Here is a 13509-nt window from a genome sequence, read left to right as displayed (position 1 = left end):
GAGGACCTCGTGAATGCTGGCCTGTTCAGGGACCGCGAATCTAGAGTAGCGGCCACACGCACAAAGACGGACCCCTCAGGAGGAATGGCGCAAGTGACTCCCCCACCCATCCGGCTCTTCAATACGATGACCATGCAGAAGGAGCTGCTGGAGCCCGCTGTCCCGGGCTGCGTCGGGGTCTACGTCTGTGGTCCTACCGTCTACAGTTACATTCATATCGGGAATGCTCGCACCTTCACGTCCTTCGACGTGGTGGTCCGCTATCTCCGGTACCGGGGCCTGAAGGTTCGCTACGTCCGGAACTTCACGGACGTGGACGACAAGATCATCAAGGCCGCGCACGAGACGGGGGAGGCCCCCGTGGCGTTGGCCTCGCGCTTCGTGGACATCTTCCACGAGGACGTCCGCGCGCTCCACATGCAGGACCCGGACGTGGAGCCGAAGGTGAGCGACCACCTTCCCGAAATCATCGCCATCATCCAGAAGCTGGTGGACAAGGGCTTCGCCTACGCGTCCCAGGGTGACGTGTACTTCTCGGTGAGCGCCGACAAGGACTACGCGAAGCTGTCCAAGCGACACCTGGACGAGCTGTGCGTTGGCGAGCGCGTGCAGCCGGGAGATCAGAAGCGCGAGCCGCTCGACTTCGCGCTGTGGAAGGGCGCCAAGCCAGGAGAGCCCGCGTGGGAGAGCCCGTGGGGGCTCGGCCGTCCTGGCTGGCACATCGAGTGCTCAGCGATGAGCGCGAAGTACCTCGGCGAGACGTTCGACATCCACGGCGGGGCGTTGGACCTCATCTTCCCCCACCACGAGAACGAAATCGCGCAGAGCGAGTCCGCCAACGGGCAGCAGTTCGCGAAGTACTGGATGCACTGCGGCTTCCTGGACCTCGAAGGCGCGAAGATGTCCAAGTCGCTGGGCAACGTGGTGCGCCTGCGCGACGCGCTGGAGAAGGTGGACGCGGAGGCCCTGCGCTTCTTCTTCCTCTCCACGCACTACCGCCATCCGCTCAGCTTCTCCGACAAGGCCCTGGCCGACTCGGAGGCGCGCATGGAGTACTTCTACGAGACGCTGCGCAAGGTGGATGAGCGCCTCGCGGGCAAGGACTTCGGCACGGGAGCGCTCCACGGCGAGCCGCACCGCTTCCTCGCGGAGTTCGAGTCGTCCATGGACGACGACTTCAACAGCGCGGGAGGCCTGGGCGCGCTGTCCGGCCTCTTCGGTCTGATGAACGAGCTGACCGACAAGCCGCCGGTGAAGGACAAGCCGATGGTGGGGCGGACGCTCCAGGCGTTGCGTGAGGACGTGCGCAAGGTGTCCGGCGTGCTCGGCCTGTTCGAGGACGACCCGAGCGCGTGGCTCCTGCGCCGTCGTGAGCGCGCGGTGCGCGAGCGTGGCATCGACGTGGCGGAGGTCGAGCGGCTGCTCGGTGAGCGGACGACCGCTCGGGCCGCGAAGGACTTCGCCGCGGCGGACAGGGTGCGGGCCACGCTGAAGGAGAAGGGCGTGGAAATCATGGATACGGCTGGCGGCACCTCGTGGAAGGTGGCGACCGCGCAGGGCTGAAGGGCTGCGGTGCCCCGGGCCTTCGTGTTAGGGCTCGGGGCACCATGAAGCATGTGCTGTCACTGTTCCTGGCCCTGACGTCCGTTCCCGCGCTCGCCCAGCGAGTGCCCTTGAGCACTCCCGCGGAGAAGGCCGCCGCGAGCAGCATCGACCCGGATGTGTTGCGCGCGCACGTGCGCTTCCTCGCGAGTGACCTGCTCGAGGGTCGAGGCCCTGGCACCCGGGGTGACGCGCTGGGGCAGGCGTACATCGCGGCGCAGCTGGAGGCCCTGGGGCTGAAGCCCGCGGGCACCGACGGCACGTTCTTCCAACCGTTCGACCTGGTGGGTGTCACCGGCCATCCGGAGACGATGTCCATCCGCGCACCGCTGGGCGCCGCGGAGCTGAAGTTCCACGAGGACTTCATCGCGGTGTCGGGCGTGCAGGTTCCCGAGGCGAAGCTGGACGTGTCCGAGCTCGTCTTCGTGGGCTACGGCATCCAGGCGCCCGAGTACGCGTGGGACGACTTCAAGGGGATGGATCTGCGCGGCAAGACGCTGCTCATCCTCAACAGCGACCCGGAGGATGATCCCCGGCTCTTCGGGGGGCGCACGCGCCTCTGGTACGGCCGCTGGGATTACAAGTACGAGCAGGCGGCGAAGGTGGGCGCGGCGGGCGCCATCATCCTCCACACCACGGCCAGCGCGGGCTACCCGTGGCAGGTGGTGCAGTCGTCGTGGACGGGCGAGCAGTTCGAGCTGCCCGCGACGTCGGGCCCCCGTCTTCAAGTGAAGGCCTGGGCCACCGAGGACGCCACGCGCCGGGTGTTGCAGCTCGCGGGGCGGGAGCTGGAGACGCTCCGTGCCGCCGCGCAGTCGCGCGACTTCCAGCCGGTGCCGCTGGGGGTGACGGTGTCCACGCGCTTCGCGAACGACGTCCGTCGTCGCCCCACGGCCAACGTGCTGGCGATGCTGCCCGGCAGCGACGCGAAGCTGTCCGGCGAGGTGGTGCTCTACAGCGCGCACCATGACCACCTGGGCAAGAAGGAGGGTGGCAAGCCGGGTGAGGACACCATCTACAACGGCGCGCTCGACAACGCGGCGGGCGTGTCCGCGATGCTGGCGGTGGCGCGGGCGTACCGTGCGATGCCGCAGGCTCCGCGCCGCTCCATCCTCTTCGCCGCGGTGGCCGCCGAGGAGCAGGGGCTGTTGGGCTCGCAGTACCTGTCCGAGCATCCGCCCGTGCCGGCCGGCCGCATCGCCGCCAACGTCAACATCGACGGCGCCAACATCCATGGCCGCACGCGCGACATCACCGTCATCGGCCTGGGCAAGTCCAACCTGGATGGCGTCATCACCGCGCTGGCGAAGACGCAGAACCGCGTGGTGAAGGCGGACCAGCTGTCGGACCGGGGCTTCTTCTACCGCTCGGACCAGTTCAACTTCGCGCGGCGCGGCATCCCCGCCGCCTACTTCGGCAGCGGCATGGACTTCATCGGTCGCCCGGATGGCTGGGGCCGCCAGCAGCGCGAGGCCTGGGAGGCGAAGCACTACCACCAGCCGTCCGACGAGCTGCGCCCGGAGTGGGACATGACGGGCGCGGTGGAGGACGCACGCCTGTTCTTCCTGCTGGGGGCCCATGTCGCCCGCGCTCCGGAGCTGCCGCGCTGGAACAAGGGGGACGAGTTCGAGGCCGCTCGCCTGGAGGCGCTGGAGGCACTCAAGGCCCCCCGGACGCCGCCCTCCGAGGGGGCATCGAAGTAGGGCTGGAAGCGCTCCGTCCGCCGCTCGACGGGCGGGTACAAATGTCCAGTGTTTCGCCCCGCGAGGGTGTTAAACCTCGCGGATATGCCTGAGTTCCAGATCGTCAGCGACCACCAGCCCGAGGGGGACCAGCCGAGGGCCATTGGCGAGCTCACGGAGGGCGTGCTTCGGGGCGACCGCTACCAGACGCTCCTGGGCGTCACGGGGTCCGGCAAGACGTTCACCATGGCGAACATCATCGCCAAGGTGCAGCGGCCCACCCTGGTCATCGCCCACAACAAGACGCTGGCCGCCCAGCTCTACGGTGAGTTCAAGAGCCTCTTCCCGAACAACGCCGTCGAGTACTTCGTCTCGTACTACGACTACTACCAGCCCGAGGCCTACGTCCCGTCGTCGGACACCTTCATCGAGAAGGACTCGTCCATCAACGACAACATCGAGCGGATGCGCCACTCGGCCACCCACTCGCTGCGCACGCGCGACGACGTGGTGATTGTCGCCAGCGTGTCCTGCATCTACGGCCTGGGCGCGGCCCGGAGCTACGTGGACCTGGCGGTGCGCGTGGACGTGGGCGGGGAGATGGGGCGCGACACGTTCATGCGCCGTCTGGTGGAGGGCCAGTACGACCGCAACGACATGGACTTCCACCGAGGCACCTTCCGCACGCGCGGCGACACCGTGGAGGTGTTTCCCGCCTACGAGGAGGAGCGCGCGGTGCGCATCAGCTTCTTCGGCGACGAGGTGGAGCGAATCACCGAGTTCGACCCGCTGCGCGGCGTCACGTTGGGCACGCTGGACAAAATCGTCATCTTCCCCGCCAGCCACTACGTCGCGGGCGAGGACGTGCGCCAGCGCGCGCTGCAGACCATCCGCGACGAGCTGTCCGAGCAGCTCCAGACGTTCAAGCGCGAGGGCAAGCTGCTGGAGGCGCAGCGGCTGGAGCAGCGCACGATGTTCGACCTGGAGATGATTGAACAGGTCGGCTACTGCAACGGCATCGAGAACTACTCGCGGCACTTCTCGGGCCGCGCCACGGGCGAGCCGCCCCCGTGCCTCATCGACTACTTCCCGCGCAACCTGCTGGTCCTCATCGACGAGAGCCACCAGACGGTGCCGCAGATTGGCGCGATGTACCGGGGAGACCGCGCGCGCAAGGAGACGCTGGTCACCTTCGGCTTCCGCATGCCCAGCGCGCTGGACAACCGCCCACTGAAGTTCGGTGAGTTCGAGGAGCTGGTGCCCCAGGCCGTCTTCGTCTCGGCGACGCCTTCCGAGTACGAGCTGCAGAAATCCCAGGGCGTGGTGGTGGAGCAGATCATCCGCCCCACCGGCCTGACGGACCCGGAAGTCGAAACGCGCCCTGTTGGCAACCAGGTGGATGACCTGCTCGAGGAGGTCCGCCTGCGTGTCACGCGCGGCGAGCGCGTCCTGGTGACGACGCTGACCAAGCGCATGGCGGAGGACCTCACCGAGTACTACGCGGACGTGGGCGTGCGCGTGCGCTACCTGCACTCGGACATCGACGCGATTGAGCGCATGGCCATCATCAGGGACCTGCGCAAGGGCGAGTTCGACGTGCTGGTGGGCATCAACCTCCTGCGCGAGGGCCTGGACATCCCCGAGGTGTCCCTGGTCGCCATCCTCGACGCGGACAAGGAGGGCTTCCTGCGCAGCCACGTGTCGCTCATCCAGACCATCGGCCGCGCCGCGCGCAACCTGAATGGCCGCGTCATCATGTACGCGGACTCCATCACCGATTCGATGAAGAAGGCGCTGGAGGAGACGACGCGCCGCCGCGAAATCCAGCGGCAGCACAACAAGGCCCACGGCATCACCCCTCGCTCCATCAAGAGCAACATCCTCAACTTCTCCGAGCACGCCTACGACGCGGAGGGCGGCGGCACGTTGCCCATGGCGGCCGAGGGTGAGGACGACTTGCTCGAGGCGAAGGAGATCCGGCGGCTGGTGAAGGAGTTCACCGAGGAGATGCAGCGCGCCGCCGAGTCGATGGAGTTCGAGAAGGCCGCCGAGTACCGGGACAAGGTCCAGTTGCTCAAGGACATGGACCTGGGGCTCAAGCCCGCCTCGCGCTTCCTGTTGAAGGGGCCCACGAAGGCGCCGGACGAAGCCCCGAAGCGTGGACGGGGCAAGGGCGGCCGGGCGCGAGGGCGCCGTTAGGAGGCGTCTGCCATGGACGTGAAGCTCCAGGAGAAGCTCGACGCCCTTCCCACCGAGCCCGGCGTGTACCTGATGAAGGACCGCCGGGGGCAGATCATCTACGTGGGCAAGGCCATCAACCTGCGCAGCCGCGTGCGCTCGTACTTCACGCGCACCGGGGACACGCGCGTCTTCGTGTCGCTGCTGGATGAGCTGCTCGGCGACCTCGAGACGGTGCTCGTCCACAACGAGAAGGAGGCGCTGCTCCTCGAGAACGAGCTCATCAAGAAGCACCGGCCGCGTTTCAACGTCCTGCTCAAGGACGACAAGCAGTTCATCTCCCTGCGCCTGGACCGCACCCACGCGTACCCGCGCCTGGAAGTCGTCCGCAAGTACGAGCGCGACGGCGCGCGCTACTTCGGCCCGTACTCCAGCGCGGGCGCCATCCGCGAAACGCTGCGCATCATCAACCGCTACTTCCGCCTGCGCACCTGCACGGACCACGTGCTGGCCAACCGCAAGCGGCCCTGTCTGCTGTTCCAGATCGGCCGCTGCCCGGCGCCCTGCGTCCACCCGGTGCCCGAGGACGACTACCACCGCAGCGTGGACGAAGTGGTGATGTTCCTGGAGGGCAAGGCCAGCGAACTGGTGGAGGGTCTCCGCCTGCGCATGAAGCGCTCCGCCCAGGAGCTGAAGTTCGAGGAGGCCGCGCGGGTCAGAGACCAGCTCCTGGCGATTGAGCGCAGCCTGGAGCGCCAGAAGATCGCCACCACGGACTTCAAGGACCAGGACGTCTTCGCGCTGTTCCGCGAAGGCGACCGCATCATGTTCTACGTCCTCTGGGTGCGGCAGGGCCGGCTCAACGGCGGCCAGGCGTTCCCCTTCGGCAACCAGGAGTTCCCCAACGAGGAGCTGCTCGCCTCGTTCGTGAACCTCTACTACGACCAGGGCAGCTTCGTGCCGGAGGAGGTGCTGCTTCCGCTGGACCCCGAGGACGGCACCGACGGACTCGAAGGCCTGCTCTCCGAGCGGAAGGGCGAGCGCGTGCGCGTGCTGGTCCCCAAGCGAGGGGAGAAGCACGAACTGGTGCAGATGGCGGTGAAGAACGCCGAACAGGCCTTCCTGGAGCGCCGCCGCACCAAGGACGAGACCGACCAGGTCCTCTCACGCCTCCAACAGCGGCTGAACCTCAAGAACTTTCCGCGCCGCATGGAGTGCTTCGACATCTCGCACTTCCAGAGCTCCGCCATCGTCGCCTCGCAGGTGGCCGTCACGGATGGCGACGCGGACAAGTCCCGGTACCGGAAGTACAAGATCAAGACGGTGGAGAAGCAGGACGACTTCGCGAGCATGTACGAGGTCGTGACGCGGCGCCTCAAGCGAGGGCTGGAGGACGGCGACCTGCCGGACCTGCTCGTCATCGACGGCGGCAAGGGGCAGCTGGCGAGCGCGCACGCGGCCATGAAGGACCTGGGCGTGGACTCCGTCGACGTGGTCGGCCTGGCCAAGAGCCGCGACTTGGAGGTCTTCGACCGGGATGCGGAGAGCGCTCGCAGCCCCGAGCGGGTGTTCGTCGTGGGGCGAAAGGACCCCATCGTCCTGGCTCAGAACTCGGCGGAGATGTTCATGCTGACGCGCATGAGGGACGAGGCGCACCGCTTCGCCATCACCTTCCAGAAGCAGGTGATGCGCAAGAGTCGGGTGCGTTCGGCGCTGGAGGACATCCCGGGAGTGGGGGAGGTGCGGCGCAAGACGCTCTTGCGGCACTTCGGTTCACTCAAGCGCGTGGGCGAGGCGAGCATCGAGGAGCTGGCCGACGTGGTGGGCCCCGCCGTCGCTGAGCGTGTCCATGCGGGGCTTCACGGACACCCCGACGAAGAGGAGGAAGACCCTGTCCGGGAAGCATCCCTCGACGATGCCGTCGAACCGGTGAACGAAAAATCGCAGGGAGGGTCGCCACCCGGTGCCGCGTGATTAATTTCCACTTCGGACTGCGGGGGAAGTGCGCTGGAACCGCGACGTTCCTGGGGTTTTTAATTGCGACTGGGCTCGGCGCTGATTTATAGCGGTTGACGATTCGAGCCGTCCAAAGAGGGCGAGGGACCGACATGAGGCTGTATCCGAAGGTGATCCCGATCATCTCGCGAGAGGCGATTCAGCAGCTCATGCAGGATGGGGACATCGAGGTGGAGCCGATGCGCGTGGCGGACGCCGAGATGGACCTGTCGGCCATCATGCGTGAGTACCTCGCGAATGAAGAGCGTGTGAACCAGGCGACGCGCGAGGCGTTGGAGCGTCGCGGATATGACTACTCCAAGTTCAACCAGGTGAAGCGCGAGATGGCGGATGTCCGCGGCTTCAAGATGGGCGACGAGGGCATCGAGTACGTCATCAACCAGATGATCGAATTCCTCCTCATCAGCCGGAACGTGGAGGAGGTCTACTCGGCCGACAACTCGCTGCGTCAGAAGATTTTCGCGGTGATGAAGCGGCACCTGGACGTGGATGATGAAATCGACAAGGAGGCTCGCTCCCGCCTGAAGCACCTGCAGGAGGGCACCAGCGCCTTCGACATCGAGTACAACAAGACGGTGGAGCAGATCCGCCGGGCTCGAGGCCTCATCTAGTTTTCTTGGGGGAGAGGGGACTGCCGTTCCCCGCTCCGCTGCCTACCTTGTTTTACAAGGAGGCAGCGTCGATGGCGGGACCTCTCACCGCGTTTCTCTTGTCCGGGTTGCTGGCCGCGGGGCCAGGCGGGTTCACGTTCGAGGGCCGGCAGGCCAGCGCGCGGACCGAGCAGCCGGACGCCTTCTTCATCCAAGGACCGCTGCCCTTCACGGACCTGGCCGAAAGCGGCCGAGGGAGCGCGGACCTCACCGTCGAGGACCGGGTGGACTCCCCCGAGGCCACGTACGGCGACAAGGCGAGCTTCTCCGCGTTGTTCCGCCTGGGGGCCACCGACTATCGGGTGGAGCTGTCCCAGGCCGGTTTCCCGCCCGCCCAGGCCCTTGGACAGGCGCCTTCCCGGCCGCTCCCTCCACCCCCGCCGCATACCGTGGCCGGCGGCGTGCTGCTGAACGTGCCGCTCTACGGCAACAGTGGCCTGGGGTGGTCAGCGATGACCCGCACGCATGCCGCGGTGGCGGTGTGGGGCGTGGGCAGCGTGTGGCGCAACGGGCGGCTGCTGACGGACACGGCCTTCGTGCACGTCGGGGCGTTGGATGCGGGGGCATTCTCGGACGACGACACGCACCGGATGCTGCGTCAGGCGCGCGTGGGTGACGCGGAGCTCGTGGTGCTGGTGTGGAACCTGCCTCCGGAGGCGGAGCCGCGAGGGTTCCTCCAGTTCATCTTCGAGGACGTGGCCATCCAGGTGGATGGGGTGTCCGTGCGCTCGGTGGCGGTGGTGGAGAACACGGGCCATGTGACGGGAGACCCGTATCTGCTGACGCCCGTGCCGGCGGGGGTCTATCCCGGTGTGCCGCCTCCGCTTCCGCCCGCGCCGGTACAGCAGACGGGGACCGGCGGCAGTGGGCTGGCGACGTCTGCGGCGGCGACGGCGGGGCAGGAGCCGTCGGTGGTCATTCCTGGAGGAAGCACGCGGGTGCTCGTGGGCGGGAGTGATGGCCAGGTGGTGACGGAGGGCGGCGCCACGCTGGGCACCGGCGCGAATGTCCTCGTTGCGCCTCGGGAACCCGAGGTGACGAGCGGCGTCTCCCCCATCACGAGCACGCCGAATCCACCGGTGAACACTTCGCAGGTGCTGCCAGGGACGCCCGTGCTGGGCCCGTCGTTCGCCGGGGACCAGACGGTGATTTCGGGGACGACAGCCCCGGGGGTGAATTCCACGGTGAGCGCCTTCGGGACTCCGGCGAACCTGTCGACCACGGGCTCGTTCTCCGTGCCGTCGCTGACCGCGCCCAGCTTCGATGCGTTCTCCGGGACGGCGCAGGTGAGCCCGGGCATCATCGGCACCGCGCCGCCGCTGAACGCGGACTCGGCGACGCCGCCCACCGCGCTGTTGGGCGCCCCCACGCCGCTCAATGCCGCGTCGGCGCCCCCGCTGCTGGGGTCGCCCACGCCACTGAACGCGGCGCCGGCCACGGGGCTGCCCGCCACGCCGGCGCCGGCCAATGCGGCGCCCGCGACAGGCGTGGGCTCGACCGGAGCGCCCGCGGCGGCACCGGCGGGTACGCCCGCGAACTGAGGGCGACGGGCGACACGCCAGCGGGCCAGGGCCGTGGATTCAGCGGCTCTGGGCGCGTTTCGCGCGGAGCGATTGGCGCGCAGGCGTGGGTCGTGGCGCCCACCGGACAGCGTCGAGGACGGGCGCGCGTCGTTCAGCGGACGCGCGAAGGGGGCGTCTGTCGCGCCATCGCGGCGGCCTGGGACAGGCGCTTGCGAAGCTGGAGGACCAGGTGCTGGAGGTAGTCGAGCCGCTCGATGATGCGCGGATCATCCCCCGCGTTCACCAGGTTCACCGGTGTCAGGGGCGCGGTGCGCAGCGTGCTCAGCAGGTCCGAGAAGTGGGCCTCCACGTCGCCGAGCGCATCCAGGCCTTCCCGCAAGTCATCCTCGATCATATCGACGAGCACGGTCGCGTCGGTGCGAGAGGGCAGGGTCCGAGCCAGGCGCTCGGTGGCCACTCGGACCGGGTCGGCCTGGCGCGACAGCACGGGGGCGGCGAGGGCGAGAGGGGACATGGCCTCGACGCTACAGGCCCGTAGCACCCCGTCAATTTTCCCGCCCTCGCGTCCCCGGTGCGTAGGGCTTCAGCGCCCGGCCGCCTTCAGGGTCTCGCGATGGCTCGTCAGGAAGCTCGCCACGCTGGTGGGAGCCTTGCCCGTGAGCTCCGCGACACTTCCCGTGGCCTCGCCCATGCGTCCCTCGGCCACCGCCACGTCGAACGAGGCATAGACCTCCGCCAGCGGCGCGGGCAACCCGTGCGCCACCATGCCCGCCTTGAGGCTCGCGGCGTCCACCGGAACGAACTGCACGGGACGACCGGACAGCTCGCCCGCCAGTCGCGCCAGCTCCGCGTGACTCACCGCCGAGGGGCCCGTCACTTCCATCGTGCGCTTGCCATCGAAGGTGGACATCAGCGCGGCCACTGCGATGCAAGCGCAGTCCTCGCGGGTGATGAACGCCGTCGAGCCCGTGCCGGTGGCGGCCACGAGCTGTCCCGTGGCGATGGCCTGCGGCAGGCTGTGCAGCAGCATGTCCGCGTAGATGTTATTGCGCAGCACCGTGTAGCTCAGCCCGCTCTTCGCCAGCGCCTGCTCCGTCGCCCAGTGGTCCTTCGCGAGGGTGATGGGCGAGTCCGGCTCGGGGCGGGTGAGGGACGTGTAGACGATGTGCCGGACACCGACGCGGAGCGCCGCGTCCAGGGCATTCTGGTGCTGGGTGATGCGGCGTCCGGGGACATCGAGCGAGTCCGTGCTGATGAGCAACAGTCGCTCCGCGCCCGCGAACGCGGTGTCGAGCGACTTCGCGTCATCGAAGTCCGCCTTTCGCACGACGACACCGCGCGCCGAGAGGTCCGAGAGCTTCGACGGCTCCCGGGTGGTGACGATGAGCGAGCCCTTGTGGGACTCCAGGAGCAACTCGACGACGCGACGGCCAAGATGGCCGGACGCGCCGGTGACGAGCAGGGTGGCGGACATGGGGACTCTCCGGAGCAGCGGGGTGACGTGAGCTTCGGCCCTTGGGTTAATCCCCGGACTCCCTGCTGCACAATGCCTCCTCGTGGAGCATACTGTTCCATGGAGGGAACAATGGACCTCAACCAGCTCGCGCTCTTCGTCGCCGTCGCCGAAGGGGCCAGCTTCTCCACCGCCGCGAAGAAGCTGGGCATGCCGAAGTCATCCGTGAGTCGAGGCATCTCCAGTCTGGAGTCTTCTCTGGGCGTGCAGCTCATCCATCGCACGACGCGTCGGGTGGCGCTCAGCACCGCGGGCCAGGCGCTGTATGAGCGCGTGTCTCCCATGCTCGCCTCGCTGCGCAAGTCGGTGGGGGAGCTGCCGGAGTTGGAGGACGAGCCCTCGGGCGAGCTTCGGCTGACGGCGGTGGTGGACTGGGGCACCACCGTGCTGGCGGAGATCATCACCCGCTTCGTGGCGCGCTACCCAGCGGTGAAGGTGGACCTGCACCTGGACAACCGCGTGGTGGACCTGGTGGCCGAGGGCTTCGACGCCGCCCTCCGGCTGTCCTCCAACACGCTCAAGGACTCCTCCCTGCGTGCCCGCCGGCTGGGGCCCTTCTCGCTGCGCCTCTACGGCTCACCCGCGTACCTGGCGCGCCGGGGCACTCCGCGCCATCCTCGCGAGCTGACCAGTCACACGTGGGTCTCCTTCCGGAGCGCGAAGCCCTTCTCGCTGGTGGGACCCGGGGAGACGATGCGCGTCCCTCAGTCGGGCTCCATCCGGTGCGATGACATGTTCTTCATGCGGGAGACGCTGCGCCTGGGCGCGGGCATCGGCTTCCTGCCATCGATGCTCGCGGAGCCCGAGGTCGCGGAGGGGCGGCTCGTCCCGGTGCTCCCGAAATGGAGCATGCCCGGGGGCAGCGTGTGGTTCGTCTCCACGGCGGAGCGGCACATTCCACGGAAGGTGGCCGCCTTCCGCGATTTCCTGCTGGAGACGCTGAAGCAGCGCCCGTTTCCACCCTGAGCCGGAGCGCGGTGCCGTCCCGCGCCCCTTCGCTGTCAGAGCGAGCCGAGGAACTTCATCAGCGCGGCGCGGTCGTCGCTGGAGAGCGCGCGGAAGCCATCACGGGCGGCGAGGGCCTCACCCCCGTGCCACAGCACCGCTTCTTCTATCGTCCGGGCGCGACCGTCATGCAGGAACCCTGAGTAGGGCAGCACCGTGTGCGTCAACCCCAGGCCCCACAGCGCGGGCGTGCGCCACTCGGTGCCGGTGGCCGCGCCATCCGGCCTGCCATCCGCGAGCTCCGGTCCCATGTCGTGCAGCAGCATGTCCGTGTACGGATGGATGCTCTGAAAGGCGAGTTCCTCGTAAGCGGACGCGCCTGTTTCGAGCGTCTCGCGGTGGCAGGATTCGCAACCCAGTGAGCGGAACAGCTTCTCGCCGCGCTGGACCACCGGGTCTTCCAGCGCCGCGCGCGCGGGAACGCCGAGCGACTGCGAATAGAAGACGGCGGCCTCCAGGAGTTCGGGCGTGAGTTCATGCGTCCCGTCGGGCTCTGGGAAGAGGGGGCTGCTGATGCCCATGTCGTTGAAGTATGCCTCGGCGGACTGCTGCAGCAGATGAGGGCTGTTCGCCTTCCACCCGAAGCGCCCGGGCACGAGCGTGTGCAGCGCCGCGTCCCAGACCTCGTTCATCCGCCCGGAGATGCCATCGCCGTCCCGGTCATCAGGGTCCTCCAGGGCGCGCAGCGTCTCGAGCGGCAGGGCTTCCAGCAACCCCAGCCCGAACACGGGAGGAGGAAGCCGCAGCGACATCAACATGTTCGCGGGCAGCGCCGAGCCATCCGACGGGGCGATGTTCACGCGCGGCGAGCGCAGCGAGTACGGCGTGCCGTCCGCGTACTGCCCGGTGCTCTCCACCCATGAAAGCGTGAGTGCGGCGGGTGGCATGGCGCCATAGACGGCCTGGTCCCTCACCTGCAACCCCAGGCCAGGGACCGGCACCGCGCCGTATGGATGCTCGGGCATTCCCTCGGGAAGGCTCACTCGCACGAGGAGCTGGGTGCGCTGGGCGGTCGGCCCCATCACCGGCATGCCGCGCCCGTTGCGCAGATGACAGCCGTTGCACGAGACGTTGTTGTAGGTCGGCCCCAGCCCTGGATTCACACGCGAAGGCGCCGGGACGAAGATGGCCTCGAAGGCCGCGTCGCCGTCCCGGTGCAGCCGGTCATACTCAGGTCGCAGATTGGCGGCGGGCTGGGCGAACGCCAGCGACGTGCGATTGTCGACGGTGGTGGCCCCACCCGCCCTCGGCGGAGCGAAAGGCACCTGGGGTGCCTCCTCTCCGCAGCCAGCGGTCCACAACAGCAAGGCCCCCATCATCACGGCACGTCGCATGGCGTT

General features: G+C 68.2%; 10 protein-coding genes. 7 read left to right on the top strand and 3 right to left on the bottom strand.

The features are described from left to right. Positions 1-84: 84 nt before the first annotated feature. From cysS to HUA75_RS20135, 6 genes are all read left to right on the top strand, one after another. Complete coding sequence (gene cysS / locus HUA75_RS20160; RefSeq protein WP_174487302.1) at positions 85-1563, top strand: cysteine--tRNA ligase; 1479 nt, start codon at positions 85-87, stop codon at positions 1561-1563. Between the two features lie 44 nt (positions 1564-1607). After that, positions 1608-3305, top strand: coding sequence for a M28 family peptidase (locus HUA75_RS20155; RefSeq protein ID WP_174487301.1), 1698 nt, complete (start codon positions 1608-1610; stop codon positions 3303-3305). Positions 3306-3389: 84 nt separating this feature from the next. Continuing rightward, positions 3390-5483: an excinuclease ABC subunit UvrB gene (gene uvrB / locus HUA75_RS20150; RefSeq protein ID WP_174487300.1), complete on the top strand. Its 2094-nt coding sequence runs from the start codon at positions 3390-3392 to the stop codon at positions 5481-5483. 12 nt (positions 5484-5495) lie between these two features. After that, entirely contained in the window at positions 5496-7436 is a 1941-nt protein-coding gene (gene uvrC, locus HUA75_RS20145) for an excinuclease ABC subunit UvrC (RefSeq protein ID WP_174487299.1), read from the top strand. A gap of 134 nt (positions 7437-7570) precedes the next feature. Next, on the top strand, positions 7571-8089 hold the full coding sequence (locus tag HUA75_RS20140) for a DUF507 family protein (protein WP_141648986.1): 519 nt from the start codon (positions 7571-7573) through the stop codon (positions 8087-8089). 71 nt (positions 8090-8160) lie between these two features. Further along, positions 8161-9669, top strand: coding sequence for a hypothetical protein (locus tag HUA75_RS20135; RefSeq protein WP_174487298.1), 1509 nt, complete (start codon positions 8161-8163; stop codon positions 9667-9669). A 133-nt stretch (positions 9670-9802) separates the two neighbouring features. On the opposite strand, the gene HUA75_RS20130 is transcribed toward HUA75_RS20135, so the two are convergent. Together HUA75_RS20130 and HUA75_RS20125 are read right to left on the bottom strand one after the other, a co-directional pair. Then, the gene (locus HUA75_RS20130; protein ID WP_174487297.1) at positions 9803-10165 is read right to left on the bottom strand and encodes a hypothetical protein; all 363 of its coding nucleotides are present in this window, start codon (positions 10163-10165) and stop codon (positions 9803-9805) included. A 69-nt stretch (positions 10166-10234) separates the two neighbouring features. Further along, positions 10235-11125 carry an SDR family oxidoreductase gene (locus HUA75_RS20125; protein ID WP_174487296.1) on the bottom strand — a complete coding sequence of 297 codons (891 nt, stop codon included), beginning with the start codon at positions 11123-11125 and terminating at the stop codon, positions 10235-10237. 111 nt (positions 11126-11236) lie between these two features. On the opposite strand from HUA75_RS20125, the gene HUA75_RS20120 reads away from it, so the two are divergent. Beyond that, on the top strand, positions 11237-12130 hold the full coding sequence (locus tag HUA75_RS20120) for a LysR family transcriptional regulator (protein ID WP_174487295.1): 894 nt from the start codon (positions 11237-11239) through the stop codon (positions 12128-12130). Positions 12131-12165: 35 nt separating this feature from the next. Here HUA75_RS20120 and HUA75_RS20115 read toward each other — a convergent pair whose 3' ends face one another. Further along, entirely contained in the window at positions 12166-13503 is a 1338-nt protein-coding gene (locus HUA75_RS20115; RefSeq protein WP_174487294.1) for a di-heme oxidoredictase family protein, read from the bottom strand. Positions 13504-13509 lie beyond the last annotated feature (6 nt).

The sequence above is a fragment of the Myxococcus sp. CA040A genome (genome assembly GCF_013336725.1).
Classification (GTDB): Bacteria; Myxococcota; Myxococcia; order Myxococcales; family Myxococcaceae; genus Myxococcus; species Myxococcus llanfairpwllgwyngyllgogerychwyrndrobwllllantysiliogogogochensis.
This window is presented reverse-complemented; position numbering and strand designations above follow the sequence as displayed.

What these genes read in the sequence shown, in the direction of transcription:
- HUA75_RS20120 (WP_174487295.1), top strand. Translation starts at nt 11,237, where the DNA reads ATGGACCTCAACCAGCTCGCGCTCTTCGTCGCCGTCGCCGAAGGGGCC.
- HUA75_RS20155 (WP_174487301.1), top strand. Translation starts at nt 1,608, where the DNA reads ATGAAGCATGTGCTGTCACTGTTCCTGGCCCTGACGTCCGTTCCCGCG.
- HUA75_RS20115 (WP_174487294.1), bottom strand. Translation starts at nt 13,503, where the DNA reads ATGCGACGTGCCGTGATGATGGGGGCCTTGCTGTTGTGGACCGCTGGC.
- cysS (WP_174487302.1), top strand. Translation starts at nt 85, where the DNA reads ATGGCGCAAGTGACTCCCCCACCCATCCGGCTCTTCAATACGATGACC.
- uvrB (WP_174487300.1), top strand. Translation starts at nt 3,390, where the DNA reads ATGCCTGAGTTCCAGATCGTCAGCGACCACCAGCCCGAGGGGGACCAG.
- HUA75_RS20125 (WP_174487296.1), bottom strand. Translation starts at nt 11,125, where the DNA reads ATGTCCGCCACCCTGCTCGTCACCGGCGCGTCCGGCCATCTTGGCCGT.
- uvrC (WP_174487299.1), top strand. Translation starts at nt 5,496, where the DNA reads ATGGACGTGAAGCTCCAGGAGAAGCTCGACGCCCTTCCCACCGAGCCC.
- HUA75_RS20135 (WP_174487298.1), top strand. Translation starts at nt 8,161, where the DNA reads ATGGCGGGACCTCTCACCGCGTTTCTCTTGTCCGGGTTGCTGGCCGCG.
- HUA75_RS20140 (WP_141648986.1), top strand. Translation starts at nt 7,571, where the DNA reads ATGAGGCTGTATCCGAAGGTGATCCCGATCATCTCGCGAGAGGCGATT.
- HUA75_RS20130 (WP_174487297.1), bottom strand. Translation starts at nt 10,165, where the DNA reads ATGTCCCCTCTCGCCCTCGCCGCCCCCGTGCTGTCGCGCCAGGCCGAC.